Annotated in this window: 14 protein-coding genes; 4 read left to right on the forward strand and 10 right to left on the reverse strand. The window is 74.0% G+C overall.

The window, feature by feature from the left end; all coding sequences use genetic code 11:
* Positions 1 to 68 precede the first annotated feature (68 nt).
* Both ACPYO4_RS13035 and ACPYO4_RS13040 read left to right on the forward strand, forming a co-directional pair.
* Positions 69 to 1,298, forward strand: coding sequence for a Tm-1-like ATP-binding domain-containing protein (locus tag ACPYO4_RS13035; RefSeq protein WP_425709677.1), 1,230 nt, complete (start codon positions 69 to 71; stop codon positions 1,296 to 1,298).
* Positions 1,299 to 1,405: 107 nt separating this feature from the next.
* Positions 1,406 to 2,227, forward strand: coding sequence for a phosphoenolpyruvate hydrolase family protein (locus ACPYO4_RS13040; protein ID WP_425709678.1), 822 nt, complete (start codon positions 1,406 to 1,408; stop codon positions 2,225 to 2,227).
* Between the two features lie 82 nt (positions 2,228 to 2,309).
* Here ACPYO4_RS13040 and ACPYO4_RS13045 read toward each other — a convergent pair whose 3' ends face one another.
* From ACPYO4_RS13045 to fabG, 3 genes are all read right to left on the reverse strand, one after another.
* Positions 2,310 to 2,813 carry a SixA phosphatase family protein gene (locus ACPYO4_RS13045; protein ID WP_425709679.1) on the reverse strand — a complete coding sequence of 168 codons (504 nt, stop codon included), beginning with the start codon at positions 2,811 to 2,813 and terminating at the stop codon, positions 2,310 to 2,312.
* The gene (gene fabI / locus ACPYO4_RS13050) at positions 2,813 to 3,580 is read right to left on the reverse strand and encodes an enoyl-ACP reductase FabI (protein ID WP_425709680.1); all 768 of its coding nucleotides are present in this window, start codon (positions 3,578 to 3,580) and stop codon (positions 2,813 to 2,815) included. Before fabI ends, ACPYO4_RS13045 begins: the two co-directional genes overlap by 1 nt.
* 65 nt (positions 3,581 to 3,645) lie before the next feature.
* Complete coding sequence (fabG, locus tag ACPYO4_RS13055) at positions 3,646 to 4,371, reverse strand: 3-oxoacyl-ACP reductase FabG (RefSeq protein ID WP_425709681.1); 726 nt, start codon at positions 4,369 to 4,371, stop codon at positions 3,646 to 3,648.
* A 264-nt stretch (positions 4,372 to 4,635) separates the two neighbouring features.
* Here fabG and ACPYO4_RS13060 point away from each other — a divergent pair, with 264 nt between their 5' ends.
* Positions 4,636 to 5,052, forward strand: a complete 417-nt coding sequence (locus ACPYO4_RS13060) for a DUF3099 domain-containing protein (protein WP_425709682.1) — start codon at positions 4,636 to 4,638, stop codon at positions 5,050 to 5,052.
* A complete protein-coding gene (locus ACPYO4_RS13065) occupies positions 5,049 to 5,972 on the forward strand; it encodes an SURF1 family protein (RefSeq protein WP_425709683.1) in 924 nt (307 codons plus the stop codon). Before ACPYO4_RS13060 ends, ACPYO4_RS13065 begins: the two co-directional genes overlap by 4 nt.
* Positions 5,973 to 6,022: 50 nt before the next feature.
* Here ACPYO4_RS13065 and ACPYO4_RS13070 read toward each other — a convergent pair whose 3' ends face one another.
* The 7 genes from ACPYO4_RS13070 to ACPYO4_RS13100 form a co-directional block, all read right to left on the reverse strand.
* A complete protein-coding gene (locus tag ACPYO4_RS13070) occupies positions 6,023 to 6,805 on the reverse strand; it encodes a sirohydrochlorin chelatase (RefSeq protein ID WP_425709684.1) in 783 nt (260 codons plus the stop codon).
* Positions 6,802 to 7,917: a uroporphyrinogen-III synthase gene (locus ACPYO4_RS13075; protein WP_425709685.1), complete on the reverse strand. Its 1,116-nt coding sequence runs from the start codon at positions 7,915 to 7,917 to the stop codon at positions 6,802 to 6,804. Before ACPYO4_RS13075 ends, ACPYO4_RS13070 begins: the two co-directional genes overlap by 4 nt.
* Positions 7,914 to 9,149, reverse strand: a complete 1,236-nt coding sequence (gene cobA, locus ACPYO4_RS13080) for a uroporphyrinogen-III C-methyltransferase (protein ID WP_425709686.1) — start codon at positions 9,147 to 9,149, stop codon at positions 7,914 to 7,916. Before cobA ends, ACPYO4_RS13075 begins: the two co-directional genes overlap by 4 nt.
* A complete protein-coding gene (gene nirD, locus ACPYO4_RS13085) occupies positions 9,146 to 9,496 on the reverse strand; it encodes a nitrite reductase small subunit NirD (RefSeq protein ID WP_425709687.1) in 351 nt (116 codons plus the stop codon). Before nirD ends, cobA begins: the two co-directional genes overlap by 4 nt.
* A gap of 5 nt (positions 9,497 to 9,501) precedes the next feature.
* Positions 9,502 to 12,060 carry a nitrite reductase large subunit NirB gene (gene nirB, locus ACPYO4_RS13090; RefSeq protein ID WP_425709688.1) on the reverse strand — a complete coding sequence of 853 codons (2,559 nt, stop codon included), beginning with the start codon at positions 12,058 to 12,060 and terminating at the stop codon, positions 9,502 to 9,504.
* Between the two features lies 1 nt (position 12,061).
* Entirely contained in the window at positions 12,062 to 12,994 is a 933-nt protein-coding gene (locus ACPYO4_RS13095) for a formate/nitrite transporter family protein (RefSeq protein WP_425709689.1), read from the reverse strand.
* Between the two features lie 187 nt (positions 12,995 to 13,181).
* On the reverse strand, positions 13,182 to 14,798 hold the full coding sequence (locus tag ACPYO4_RS13100; protein WP_425709690.1) for an ABC-F family ATP-binding cassette domain-containing protein: 1,617 nt from the start codon (positions 14,796 to 14,798) through the stop codon (positions 13,182 to 13,184).
* Positions 14,799 to 14,875 lie beyond the last annotated feature (77 nt).

Consider the following 14,875-nt stretch of genomic DNA (forward strand, 5'->3'; position numbering starts at 1 on the left):
GCCTGGCGGCCCACCGGCAGGTGCGCCAGGCTGGGTGCGGGACACCGATCTGCGCGAAGGAGCGAGAGATGACCACAGTGGTCCTCGTCGGCACGCTGGACACCAAGCGGGACGAGCACACCTGGCTGCGCGAGCGGCTGCACGCGGCGGGCGTGGAGACCCGCCTGATCGACGTCGGCACGTTCTCCGACGGCGGCGGCATCGCCGACATCGGCTCGGACGAGGTCGCGGCCGCCGCCGGCACGGACGTCGAGACCCTGCGCGGCGCCGACGACCGGGGCGCCGCCATCGCCGCCATGAGCGAGGGCGCGGCCGCGGTCGTCTCCCGCCTGTACTCGGCGGGCGAGCTCCACGCCGTGCTCGCCATCGGTGGGTCCGGCGGGTCGTCCGTCGCCTCCCGCGCGATGCAGGCGCTCCCCGTCGGTGTGCCGAAGCTCCTGGTGACGACCATGGCGGCCGGCGACGTCAGCCCCTACGTGGGCGCCACGGACGTGACGATCATGCCGTCCGTCGTCGACGTCGCGGGCATCAACCGCATCTCGCGAGAGGTCCTGTCTAACGCGGTGGCCGCCGCGGCGGCGATGGCGCGCGGCTTCGAGGAGCGGGCGGCGGCCGAGCGCAGCGACGAGGCGCACCTGATCGGCGCCACCATGTTCGGGCTCACCACGCCCGCGGTCGACGAGGCCCGGGCCCGGCTGTCCGAGCTCGGCTACGAGGTGCTCGTCTTCCACGCGACCGGGGCGGGCGGCCGGGCGATGGAGACCCTCGTGCGCGACGGCTTCCTCGACGGCGTCCTCGACCTCACGACCACCGAGCTCGTCGACGACCTCCTCGGCGGCGTGCTGTCCGCCGGGCCCGACCGGCTCCAGGCCGCCGGGGCGGCCGGCCTCCCGCAGGTGGTGAGCGTCGGCGCGCTCGACATGTGCAACTTCGGGCCCGAGGCGACCGTCCCCGAGCGGTACGCCGGCCGCAGCTTCGTCGTCCACAACCCCACCGTCACGCTCATGCGCACCACGGCCGAGGAGATGGCCGAGCTCGGGACACGCATCGCCACCAGGCTGCGCGCAGCGAGCGGCCCGGTCGAGGTCCACCTCCCGCTGCGCGGCGTGTCCGGCATCGACGTCGAGGGCGGACCGTTCCACGACCCCGAGGCCGACGCGGCGTGCTTCGCCGCGATCCGGGCGGGCCTTGCCGGCTCCGACGTCGCGGTGCGCGAGGTCGACCTCGCCGTCAACGACCCGGGCTTCGGCACAGGGGCGGCCGACGCCCTGCACGAGCTCATCCGCTCGGCCCGCTGAGGCGGAGCGCACCGACCCGGCCCGGGACGGCGCCACCACCCACGGCGGCCGCCACCTCCGCGACGACCACGACACCCGGCCCCCACCCACGAAGGAGCACCCGCACCATGAAGCGTCAGGACGCCCTCGCCCGCCTGCGAGCCACCGTCGAGTCGGGCCGACCGATCATCGGCGGCGGCGCCGGCACCGGACTGTCGGCGAAGTCCGCCGAGGCCGGCGGCATCGACCTCGTCATCATCTACAACTCGGGGCGCTACCGGATGGCCGGCCGGGGCTCGCTCGCCGGCCTCCTGGCCTACGGCGACGCGAACGCCGTGGTGATGGAGATGGCCCGCGAGGTGCTCCCCGTCGTGCGGGACACCCCCGTCCTCGCCGGGGTCAACGGCACCGACCCCTTCCGCCTCATGGGGCCGTTCCTCGACGAGATCGCCCGCGTCGGCTTCACGGGCGTGCAGAACTTCCCCACGGTCGGCCTCATCGACGGCGTCTTCCGGCAGAACCTCGAGGAGACCGGCATGGGGTACGGGCTCGAGGTCGACATGGTCGCCGCGGCCCACGAGCGCGGCCTGCTGACGACCCCCTACGTGTTCGAGGCGGAGCAGGCGGCCGACATGGCGCGCGCCGGGGCCGACGTGCTCGTGCCCCACATGGGGCTGACGACGAAGGGCACGATCGGCGCGACCACCGCGCTGACCCTCGAGGAGTGCGCCACGCGCGTGCAGGAGCTGCACGACGCCGCGAAGGCGGTCAACCCCGACATCCTCGTGCTGTGCCACGGCGGCCCGATCGCGGAGCCGGAGGACGCGCAGTACATCCTCGACCACACCGAGGGGGTCGTCGGGTTCTTCGGCGCCTCGTCGATCGAGCGGCTCCCCACCGAGGTGGCGATCCGCAAGCAGACCGAGGACTTCACGAGCATCCGCCTCTGACGGGTGCCGGCGGTCGGCCTGCGATCGGCCGGCGAGCGCTGGCGGGCCGGGCGGTAGTCGCCGGCGCGCGGCTCCCAGGACCTCAGGCCGAAGGACGCACGAGGGCGCGCAGGTGCGCCGACCCGCCGTCGAGCTCGGCCCACGGGCCGGGGACGTCGAGCACGCACGCCGTGGCCGTCGGCACGCCGAGGGAGACCTGCAGGGCGAGGGAGTCGTTGCGTTCGTCGTGCAGGAACGCGGCGAGCGAGGAGATCGTCGGCTCGTGGCCGACCACGAGGAGCACGCCCGGGTCACCGTCCGTGTCCCGCACGAGGTCGAGCAGGCCGCGGGCGGCGTACTGGTAGATCTCCGGGACGTCGCGGCGCTCACGGACCTCGGCGCCCTGCGCCAGCAGCGTGGCGGTGCTCGCCGCGCGGGCGGCGGTGGAGACGAGTGCGACGTCGATCGCGCCCACCTGGTCCGCCAGCAGCGGGCCGAGCGCGCGCGCCTGACGCTCACCGCGCCCCGAGAGCTCGCGCGAGGCGTCACCGGCCCTGCCGATCTGGGCTGCCTTCGCGTGCCTGAGGAGGACGAGCGTCCTCGACATCACTGGCCCATGGCGTGCACGCCGCCGTCCGCGTGCACGATCTCGCCGGTGGTGGCGGGCAGCCAGTCCGAGCACAGCGCCAGCACGGTGCGGGCCGTCGGTCCGGCGTCGGTGTTGTCCCAGCCGAGCGGTGCGCGCGCGTCCCAGGTCGACTCCATCTGATCGAAGCCGGGGATCGAGGTCGCGGCGGTGGTGCGGACGGGGCCGGCCGCGACGAGGTTGACGCGGATGCCGTCCGGGCCGAGGTCCCGCGCGAGGTAGCGGGCGGTGGACTCGAACGCCGCCTTGGCCACGCCCATCCAGTCGTAGACCGGCCACGCGTAGGAGGCGTCGAACGTGAGGCCGACGACGGCGGAGCCCGGGCCCATGAGGGGCTTCGCCGCGACCGCGAGCGACTTCAGCGAGAACGCCGAGACCTCCAGCGCGGTGGCGACGTCGGGCCACTGGCCGCTGAGGAAGTTGCCGCCCATGACCGACTGGGGGGCGAAGCCGATGGAGTGGACCACGGCGTCGAGATGGTCCACGTGCTCGCGCACGCGGCCCTCCAGCGCCTCGAGGTCTCCCGCGTCCGTGACGTCGAGCTGGACCACCGGCGCCTCGGTGGGCAGGCGCCGGGAGGTCACCTCGGTGAGCCGCATCTGCCGGCCGAAGGAGGTCAGCACCACCTGGGCACCCTGCTCCTGTGCGAGCCGAGCCACGTGGAAGGCGATGGAGTTGTTCTTCAGCACGCCGGTGACGAGCACCGTCCTGCCCTCCAGCAGTCCCATGAGTCCTCTTCTCTGTGTCTTTCGTTCGGGGGGATCCGCGCCGCCGGCGCGAGGGTGGGTCGGGGTCAGTGCCCCATGCCGAGACCGCCGTCGACGGGGATGACGGCGCCCGAGACGTAGGCCGCGGACGGCGAGGCGAGGAACTCGACGACGCCCGCGACGTCGTCGATCTCGCCGAACCGTCCGGCGGGGATGGCGCCGAGGTAGGTCTCCTGCTGCGCCTCGGGCAGCACGCGGGTCATCTCGGTGTCGATGAAGCCCGGCGCCACGACGTTCGCGGTGATCGACCGCTTACCGAGCTCGCGGGTGATGGAGCGCGCCATCCCGACGAGCCCGGCCTTGGCGGCGGAGTAGTTGACCTGCCCCGGTCCGCCGTACATGCCGATGACCGACGAGATGAGCACGATCCGGCCGCGGCGCAGGCGGATCATGCCCTTCGAGGCGCGGCGGGCCACCCGGAAGGCGCCGCCGAGGTTCGTCTGCAGGACGGTGTCGAAGTCGTCGTCGCTCATCCGCATGAGCAGCTGGTCGCGGGTGACACCCGCGTTGGCCACGACCACCTCGACCGGGCCGTGCGCCTCCTCCGCGGCGGCGAAGGCGGCGTCGACGTCGTCGGAGCTCGCCACGTCGCCCGCGAGGGCGAGCGTCCCCTCGGGCCCGCGGCCGGACCGGGAGAGCACCGCGACCTTGTCGCCGAGGTCGACGAAACGCCGCGCGATCGCCTCCCCGATGCCCTGGGAGGCCCCGGTGACGAGGATGCTGCGCGGCTCGTACCCGTTGGTCGCGGTCACGTCATCTCCCCGATGCTTGGCGTACGCACGCGGGCCACGCTAGCCGATCGACCCCGACGGTCCCGACAGCGGTCCGGCCGGCAGGCCTGTCCCGGCCGTCCACCCCCCGTCGGTCCGACGGCCTGACCCCTCCGGCCGACCGCCCGTCCCGTCCGGCCGACCGCCCCGTCCGGCCGACCGCCCCGTCCCGTCCGGCGGACCGCCCGTCCCGTCCACCCGTCGGCGCCGCGGCCACCCGCCGCCGGCCCGGCGTAGCCTGGTGGGATGACCAGGGTCCGGCGCACCGATGCCGCACCCGCGACGCACGTCTCGAAGCGCCTGCGGGGCGGCCGCCGCGCCGAGTCCGTCTCCATCACGGCCGCCGCACCGTCCCTGCACGACGACCTCGGCGGGCGGATGCGCCGCTACTGGCTGCTCATGGGGCTGCGGGTCGCGTTCCTCGCCTCGATGGCCGTCGTGCCGCGCCAGTGGTGGTGGCTGTGCATCGTCTGCGCGCTCACCGCACCGCTGCTCGCCGTCCTCGTCGCCAACGCCGGCCGGGAGGGTGGCGGCCCGACCCCCGCCGAGCACGCGGGTCAAGGCCTCGTGCGCCTGGGCGCTCCGGACGACGGCCCGGAGCAGACCGGCGAGCCCCGACGTCGGCCGACCTACCACGTGCGTCCCGGGGAGTTCCTGCGATGAGCGGAGGCGGGAGGGCCGACGCCCCGGGCGCCGGCCGCTGGGCGTTCCTGCGCACGCCGCGCTGGCTGGGGCTCATGGCGATGAGCGTGCTCGCGGCCCTGGCGTGCGTGTGGCTCGGCACCTGGCAGCTCGACCGGCACGAGGAGAAGGTGGACCGGCGCGACGCCGTCGAGCAGGCCGAGGCCACGCCCGCCGTGGAGGCCGAGGACCTGCTCGGCGACCTCCTGGTCGACGGGTCCGACACGTGGCGGTACGTCACCGTGACCGGCGAGTGGGTCGACGGCACGACGCTCGGGCTGCGCAACCGGCCCGTGGACGGCACCCCCGCGGTCCACGTCGTCGACCTGCTCGCCACCGAGCTCGACGGGCGCGACGTCGTCGTGCCGGTCGACCGCGGGTGGGTGCCGTCGGAGATCTCGATGTCGCCGGCGGACCTCCCGCGCCCCGCCGACGGGGAGGTGACGGTGACGCTCCGCCTGCGTCCGGCGGAGGGGCCGAGCGACCGGGAGCCCGCAGCGGGGTGGCTCTACGCGATCGAGGAGGACGCGCTGCGGACCTCGCTGGATGCGCTGCCCGACCCCCCGCCGCCGGTCCGGGAGCTCGCGGAGGGGGGCGGCGTCGTCCTCGCCGGGTACGGCGAGCTGCTCGACGCCGACCCGGCGCCGCCCACGGAGCTCCGCGCGCTCCCCGCGCCGGACGTCTCGCTGCGCAACCACCTCAGCTACGCGTTCCAGTGGTGGATCTTCGCGATCGGCGCGCTCCTCATCGTGCCGCTGCTGGCGCGCCGCGAGGTGGACGAGGCCGACGAGGAGCTGCTCGCGGGGACGCCCTACGCGCGCGGTGGCGAGCTCTCGTCGCGGCCGGGGAGGAAGGTCTCCGACGCCGAGGAGGAGGACGCGCTCCTCGACGCCGCGCGATAGTTCCGGCGCGGGCCCGGCCGGACCGTCGGGCGCCGTGTGTGACCGCGCGCCTACGACTCGACGGCCTCGGCGTCAGGCACACGTGCCGCGACCTCGCGGTCGAACCGGTCGAGGACGATGTCGACGAGGCGAGGATCGGGCCCGAGGGGCGCGGTGACGACGTCACCCCCGGCCTCCGCGACGCGGTCGTAGAAGAACCCGGGCGCGAGCAGGTAGGCGAGCACGACCACCCGGCGGCCACCCGACCGGGCGTCCCGCACGGCGCCCGCCACGCTCGGCGTCGCGATCGCCCCGTAGCCCACGCTCACGGGGCCCGCGTGCCTCCTGCCGACCTCGCGGACGAGCGCGTCGACGTCGCGGGCCGCCTCGGGTCGGCTCGACCCCGCGGCGGCGACCACGATCGCGTCTCCGGGCCGGGCGCCGGCCTCCGCGATGCGGTCGAGTGCGATCTCGACGAGACGGGGATCCGGGCCGAGCGCGGGCGCGGCGGCAGCGCGACCGGCCCAGTTCGGCCGCGCACGCACCGCCTCCGACACGTCGACGTTCACGTGGTACCCGCCCGACAGGAGCAGGGGGACCACGACCGCGTCCATGGCCGGCACGCGGCCCCGCGCCGGAGACCCGACGGACATGGCGGGGGTGGAGGCCGCGACGGGCGCGACGACGTCGCGCACCACGTCCGAGACCTCGGGGCGCTGGACGTCGACGAACGCCTCGCGAACCGCGAGGCCGGGGCGCGCGGATCGCACGCCCGAGAGGATCGCGCGGATCGCCGCACGGCCGGCCGGGTCGCTCGTGCCGTGCGAACACCCGATGAGAACGGTGGACGTCATGCCATCTCCAGGGTGTAGCCACGTTTGACGACGGTCGAGATGAGCCCAGGGGCGGCGAGCGCCTCGCGGAGGCGCGCGATCGCGACCTCCGCCGCATGAGCGCTCGTCGCGGCCGGGAGGGCCTCGAGCAGTGCGGCCCGGTCGACGGTCCGGCCGCCGTGGGCGATGAGCAGCCGGAGCAGCTCCCGCCCGCCGGAGGTCAGGGGCACCAGCTCGCCGGAGAGGACGGCGCCGCCCGACCGCACCTCGAGCGGACCGGCGATCGTGGCGGCCGCACGGGGCGAGGGCGGGGAGAAGTGGGCGACGAGGCCGCGGATCAGTGCTCCGAGTCGGCCGCGGTCGGGGATCAAGGGCGTGATGCCGCGGGCCCTCAGCGGACCGGCGGTCACCTCCCCCACGGCGGCCGCCACGAGGTCGCCGCTCGCGTACCGGGCCTCGACCGCCTCCCAGGTCGGCAGCCGTTCGGCGGTGGAGAGCCAGGCCTCGGCCCCCGGCGCGGAGGTGAAGACCACGGCGTCGACGTCGCCGCTCGCCGCGGCGTGCGCGGAGTCCTCCAGGGCTCGCGGGTCGGGCGAGGGGCCCCACCGGTACACGGCCAGCAGGACCACCTCGGCTCCCGCGGCGGCGAGGGCCGCGTCCAGCCCGTCGGCCCCGGCGCCGTGCAGCTGGACGGCGATCCTCAGGCCCGCCACCCCCTCCCGCGTGAGGACCTCCGTGATCTCGGCCGAGGTCTCCGACTCGGTGACCCAGTCGGGCGTCAGTCCCGCCGCCTGGATCGCTCCTCGCGCCTTCGGCCCGCGCGCGATCAGCCTCGTGGACGAGAGCACTGCGGTGAGCCGGCCCGCCAGCCCGTGCGCGTCGGCAGCCTCCAGCCAGGCCCGGAATCCGATGCCGGTCGTGACGACCACGACGTCCGGCGGTCGCGCCACGAGCCTTTCCGTGGCGGCGCGGAGCTCGTCGTCGTCCCAGGTGGGGATCATCGACAGGGCGGCGGCGTGGCGCACGTCGGCGCCCCGGCGCCCGAGTGCCGCCGCGAGGTCGTTCGCCCGGCGGTCCGCGGTCACGACGATCGTGCAGCCGGCGAGCACGGGGCCGAGCTCGGGCCGGCTCATCCGGCGGCCTCCGACTCCGCGACGAGCTCGGGTCGCCCGGCTGCCCGCGACTCCTCGAGTGTCGCGACGGCATCGCCGAGGACGATGAGGGCGGGCGAGGTGACGCCCGCCGCCGCAGCCCGCGCGGCGATGTCCTGAAGGGGCGCCCTGGTGACGCGCTGGTCGACCATCGAGGCGCGTTCCACGACGGCGACCGGGAGCCCCGGGTCCGCCCCCGCGGTGAGGGCCTGTCCGGCGATCCGGCCGAGTGCCGCAACCCCCATGAGGACGACGACGGTCGCGGTCCTCTCCCTCAGGCACGTGAGCGTCGATGGCTCCAGGCCGTCGTGCCCTGCGACGACGTGGACGGCCCCGACCACGCCACGGTGCGTGAGGGGAATCCCCGCCAGCGCCGGTCCGCTCCATGCGCTCGACAGCCCCGGGACCACCTCGACGTCGATGCCCGCGGCCCGGCAGGCCCGAACCTCCTCGCCACCGCGGCCGAACACGAACGGGTCCCCGCCCTTCAGCCGAACGACGCTGCGGCCCGCGCGCGCGTGCTCGACGAGCAGCGCGTTGATCTCCTCCTGGGGCACCGCGTGCCGGCCGGGCTCCTTCCCGACGTCGATGACCTCGACGTCCGGGGGCAGCTCGTCGATCACGGCGACCGGCCCCAGCCGATCGACGACGACGTCTGCCTCCGCGAGCGCCCGTCGGCCGCGGACGGTCAGGAGGTCGACCGCCCCCGGACCCCCACCGACGAGCGTCACCCTCCCGGGCCCGGACCGGCGTCGTCGTTGGTCGACTCCGGACCGGAGCCGGTCGGCGAGGACATCCCTGACGGCGGCCACCCTCCGCGGATCCGAGCTCCCGTCGCTGACGACGCCCACCACGAGGTCGCCGCTGCGCGCGAGGGCGGGAGTTCGCGCCGTCCCTGCGGAGGCGTCGTCGGCGACGATGCACCAGACGCGGCGGCGTTCGGCCGAGCGGGCGATCATCCGGTTGACCTCGCTGTCGTCGGTCGCGGCGAGCACGAGCCACGCCCCGTCGAGGTCCTCCTCGCGTGCGTCCCGGTCGGTCCAACGGCCGGAGACCTCGAGGAGCTCACGCATCTCCGGGACCGTCCACGGCGACACGACGTGGACCCGCGCGCCCGCATCCGACCACGCTCGTGCGCGGCGGGCGGCGACGCGACCGCCGCCGACGACGAGCACGTCGCGGCCCCTGAGGTCGATTCCCAGCAGTGACGTCACGTGACCCTCCGTTCGACGGGTTCCCCGACGTGGACGGCGCCGCCGTCGACCCGGATGCTCCACGCGATCAGGTGGGGCGAGGCGCCCGGGACCGGCAGGGAGCCGAGATCGTCGATGCACTCGCCGGTCTCCAGGTCGAAGACCTGCTTGTACATCGGGGAGGCGACCGTGATGCGGCCGCCGCGGTTGCCCACGACGCCTCGGGACATGACGTTCGCACCGGAGAAGGGGTCGCGCTGCTGGACCGCGAGCACGGTGTCCCCCGCCAGCCGGAACAGCGCGACCTGCTCCCCGTCGACCAGCGCGGCGGCCCCGCGCTCGGGCAGCAGGTCGTCCAGGGTGCACACGCGGATCACAGCGCCGCCCCCTGCCGGTCGTTCGCCGTCGCGGGCCGGATCTGCCCCCGCTCGGTGACATACGCGAGCGTGGGGTCCGCGACGTCCGGCGCGTTGACGAACGACCCGAACCGGCGCAGCTTCTCGGGGTCGTCGAGGACCTCCCGCCATTCGTCGGCGTAGTTCTCGACGTGCCGTGCCATGGCGGCGTCCAGGTCGGCCCCGATCCCGAGGGAGTCCTCGAGGACGACCGCCCGGATCGCCTCCAGCCCGCCCTCGTGCTCCTCGAGCCAGGCCGCCGTCCGCTGGAGCCGGTCGGCCGTGCGGATGTAGTACATGAGGAATCGGTCGATCGTGCGGATGAGGGCGGCGTCGTCGAGGTCCTCGGCGAGCAGCTGGGCGTGCCGCGGGGTGAATCCGCCGTTCCCACCGACGTAGACGTTCCAGCCCTTGTCGGTGGCGATGACTCCGACGTCCTTCCCGCGCGCCTCCGCGCACTCGCGGGCGCATCCCGAGACCCCGAGCTTGATCTTGTGCGGCGAGCGCAGCCCGCGGTAGCGCAGCTCGAGCTCGACCGCCATGCCCACGGAGTCCTGGACCCCGAAGCGGCACCATGTGGAGCCGACGCAGGACTTCACGGTACGCAGGGACTTGCCGTACGCGTGGCCGGACTCCATGCCGTGGTCGACGAGTCGCCGCCAGATGTGGGGCAGCTGCTCGATGCGCGCGCCGAACATGTCGATCCGCTGCCCGCCGGTGATCTTCGTGTACAGCCCGAAGTCCATCGCCACCTCGCCGATCACGACGAGCTGCTCCGGTGTCACCTCCCCCCCGGGGATGCGGGGAACGACCGAGTAGGTGCCGTCCTTCTGCATGTTGGCCAGGACGTGGTCGTTCGTGTCCTGCAGGCCGGCCTGATCGCCGGACAGGATGTGGCCGTTGCCCTGCGAGGCGAGGATGGAGGCGGCGACGGGCTTGCAGATGTCGCAGCCTCGTGCCCCGGGGGCGCCGAAGCGGGCAAGGATGTCGGAGAACGTGTGCAGGTCCGCCACGCGGACGGCGTCGTAGAGCTGGACGCGCGACATCTCGAAGTGCTCGCACAGGGCGCCGGAGACCTCGAGGCCCGCGCGGGCGAGCTCCGCCGACGTGATCTTCTTGACGAGCGGCAGGCACGAGCCGCAGCTCGTGCCGGCCCGGGTGCACTCCTTGACGCCGGCCAGGTCCGTGCACCCGTGCTCGGTGACGGCGGACCGGATCTCGCCGGCCGTCACGTTGTTGCAGGAGCACACCGCCGCCTCGGCGGGCAGGTCGAGACTCACCGCGCCGCCGCCCTCGGGGGCGAGGAGCTGCCCGGGGTCCGCCGGCAGCTCCGTGCCGAGCAGCGGCCGCAGCGTGGCGTAGGGGCCGGCGTCCCCGACGAACACGCCGCCGAGCAGGGTGCGGGCGTCGTCCGAGACGACGAGCTTGGCGTAGGTGCCGGCGACCGGGTTCGCGTGCACGACCTCCATCGCGCGCTCGGTGGTCGCGAACGCGTCCCCGAAGCTCGCCACGTCGACGCCCTGGAGCTTGAGCTTGGTGGCCGTGTCCGCGCCGGGATAGGTCGCCCGACCGCCCAGGAGCCGATCCACGACGACCTCGGCCATCGCGTATCCCGGCGCCACCAGACCCACGCAGCCGCCGTCGTCGACGTTCGCCACGTCGCCGACGGCCCAGACGTGCGGGTCCGTCGTCCGGCACGTCTCGTCGACGACGACGCCGCCCCGCGTGCCGACGTCGAGGCCCGCCGCGCGGGCGAGCCCGTCCCGGGGCCGGTTCCCGGTGGCGAACACGACGACATCGGCGTCGAGCCGGCCATCGGCGAGCTCGACGTGGCCGACCGCGCCCGTGCGGCGCGATTCGCGCAGGCGTGTCGTTCTCGCGTCGACCCGCACGGCTATTCCCATGCCCTGCAGGATCCGCTTCAGCGCCTCGCCGCCGCCGAGGTCGATCTGCGCGTTCATGAGATGAGTGCCACTCTGCAGGACCGTCGCCTGGGCGCCGAGGGCGGTGAGCGCCCCGGCGGCCTCGAGCCCGAGCAGCCCGCCCCCGATGACGGCCCCGCGCACGGGGCGTTGCCAGCCCCGGGCGACCGGGGCCCCGTCCCGCGCGGCCTCCGTCCACCCCCGAAGCGCCGCCACGTCGTCGAGCCCGCGGTACACGAACACGCCCGGCAGGTCGGCCCCGGGGATCGGGGGGACGGCCGCCGCGGCTCCGGTGGCGAGGACGAGCTCGTCGTAGGGGTGCACGCGGCCGAGCCGGTCCGTGACCGTTCGCCGTTCCCGGTCGATCTCGACGACCGCGCAGTCGCGCCTGAGGGTGACGCGCTCGTCCTCCCACAGGTGGTCGTCGCCGAGCTCCAGGTCCCTGGGGTCGCGGCCGGAGAAGTAGCTCGTCAGCTGGACGCGGTCGTACGGTCGTCTCGGCTCCTCGGCGAAGACGCTCACCGCCCACCGACCGGCCTCGTCGCGGGAGCGCAGGGCCTCGACGAAGCGGTGGGCGACCATTCCACCGCCGATGACGACGACGTGGCGGGGCATATCAGACCTCCTCGGTGACGAGCACCGGCGAGCGGGTCCGCTCGGGCGCCACGGCGGTCGTGCTCATGGGTGCCCGGGAAGCGGCGGGCGCGGGTGCGGGCAGGACGTCCAGCCCGTCCGTCGGCTCGGTGGCATGGTTCGTCGGCGCCCGCCCGTAGAGCAGGACCAGGGGGGCGACGGAGAACAGCAGTCCCCCGACGAGGTTCCCGAGCAGGGTGGGGATCTCGTTCCAGACGAGGTAGTCGCTGAGCGTGAAGTCGCCGCCGAGCAGGAGCCCCGAGGGGAAGAGGAACATGTTGACGATGGAATGCTCGAAGCCCATGAAGAAGAACAGCGCGATCGGCAGCCACATCGCGACGACCTTGCCGAGCAGGTCCTTCGCCATCATCGCGCCGATGACGCCGGTGGAGACCATCCAGTTGCACATCATCGCGCGGACGAAGAGCGTGAGCATGCCGGCGCCGCCGTGCTCGGAGTAGCCGACGGTCCGCCCGTGGCCGATGTCGCCGATCGCCTCACCGACCTCGTTCGGCGGCACGGCGAAGCCGTACGTGACGACGATGCCCATGAGGACCGCGACCATGAGCGCGCCGATGAGGTTGCCGACGAAGACCAGTCCCCAGTTGCGCAGCACGGCGCGGGCGGTGATGCCGCGTGTCCGGTCCAGCCAGGCGATCGGGCCGAGCACGAGCACCCCGGTCAGCAGGTCGTAGCCCAGCAGGTAGAGCAGGACGAATCCGATCGGGAACAGCAGGGCACCGAGCAACGAGCTGCCGGTCATCACCGTGACGGTGACGGCGAACGCGGCACCCAGGCTGAGGAACGCGCCGCCCATCACGGCTTTGACGACCGTGTCGGACGTCCTCATCCTGATCTTCGACTCGCCGGCGTCCGCCAGCGAGACGATCAGTTCAGCAGGTCTTACGTACGACATCCGAACGCCTCCACAGTCTCCCGGACGGTCCGAGGTGGTCTGGAGGCTATGGAGGGCAGGTTTCGCCCGTGTCACGGACGATCGACGGCGCGTTACGGAGTGCGCTCAGACCCGACCGCCGTCCGGTGAGGCCGCCGCTCGGCGCGCGGGCGCCGCGCCCGTTGCGGCGCGCGCGGGCCGTGCCCGCCTACGCGAGCGTGACGAGCTCGAGGTAGTCGGCCGACCACAGGTCCTCGTCGCCGTCGGGCAGGAGCAGCACCCGCTCCGGGCCGAGGGACTCCACGGCGCCCTCGTCGTGGGTGACGAGGACGACGGCGCCCGTGAACGTCGACAGCGCGCCGAGGATCTCCTCCCGGGAGGCGGGGTCGAGGTTGTTCGTGGGCTCGTCGAGCAGGAGGACGTTCGCCGAGGAGACGACGAGGACCGCGAGCGCGAGCCGGGTCTTCTCCCCGCCGGACAGGACGCCGGCCGGCTTGTCGGCGTCGGACCCGGAGAACAGGAACGAGCCGAGCACCGAGCGGACCTGGGTGTCGGTGAGGTCGGGCGCGGAGCTGCGCAGGTTCTCCACCACGGTCCGGTCCGTGTCGAGGGTCTCGTGCTCCTGCGCGTAGTAGCCGATCTTCAGGCCGTGCCCGGGCACCACCTGGCCCGTGTCCGGCTGCTCGACGCCGCCGAGGATGCGCAGCAGCGTCGTCTTGCCGGCGCCGTTGAGGCCGAGGATGACGACCTTGGAGCCGCGGTCGATCGCCAGGTCGACGCCCGCGAACACCTCGAGCGACCCGTAGGACTTCGACAGGTCCTTCGCCGTGAGCGGGGTCCGCCCGCACGGCGCGGGGTCCGGGAACCGCAGGGCGGCGACCCGGTCCTTCGCCCGGGTGGCCTCGAGGCCGGAGGTGAGTCGCTCGGCGCGGCGGATCATGTTCTGCGCGGCGACGGCCTTGGTGGCCTTGGCGCGCATCTTGTCGGCCTGGGCCAGCAGGGTGGACGCCTTCTTCTCGGCGTTGGCACGCTCGCGGCGACGACGCTTCTCGTCGACCTCCCGCTGCCTGAGGTAGGCGTCCCAGCCGAGGTTGTAGATGTCGAGCTCGCCGCGGTTCGCGTCGAGGTGCCACACGGTGTTGACCGTGTCGCGCAGCAGCTCGACGTCGTGGGAGATGACGACGAACCCGCCCTGGTAGCTCTTGAGGTGCTCGCGCAGCCAGACGATCGAGTCGTGGTCGAGATGGTTGGTCGGCTCGTCGAGCAGGAGCGTGTCCGCGCCGGAGAAGAGGATGCGGGCGAGCTCGACGCGGCGCCGCTGCCCGCCGGACAGGGTGTGCAGGGGCTGGTCGAGGATGCGGGTGGGCAGAGCGAGCGCCGACGTCATGGCGGCGGCCTCGGACTCCGCGGCCCAGCCCCCGAGGGCCTCGAACTCGGCGTCGAGCCGGACGTACCGCTCGGTGGCCTTCGCGGCCCGGTCGGGGTTGTCGAGGTCGCCCATCTCGCGCTCGGCCTTGCGGAGGCGGCCGAGCAGGGTGTCGATGCCGCGGGCGGAGAGCACGCGGTCCCGCGCGAGGACGTCGAGGTCGCCGGTGCGGGGGTCCTGCGGCAGGTAGCCGACGGTTCCCCCGCGGGTGATGTCGCCGGTGTGGACGATGGTCTCGCTCGTGGCCCCGGCGTCGGCCAGGATCTTCGTCAGCGTGGTCTTGCCGGCGCCGTTGCGGCCGACGAGGCCGATCTTCATGCCGGTGTCGATGCGGAAGGTCGCCGAGTGGAGGAGCTCGCGGGCGCCGATGGACACCGAGACGTCTCGGGCGGTGATCATGGGGGCCTTTCGTGGTGCGGGCGTGCCGGCGGAGGTCCTGATCGAGCGCGACGTGCCGGACGCATGGCCGCAGACCA

The sequence above is a fragment of the Georgenia sp. Z1491 genome (assembly GCF_049856175.1).
Lineage (GTDB): Bacteria > Actinomycetota > Actinomycetes > Actinomycetales > Actinomycetaceae > JB111.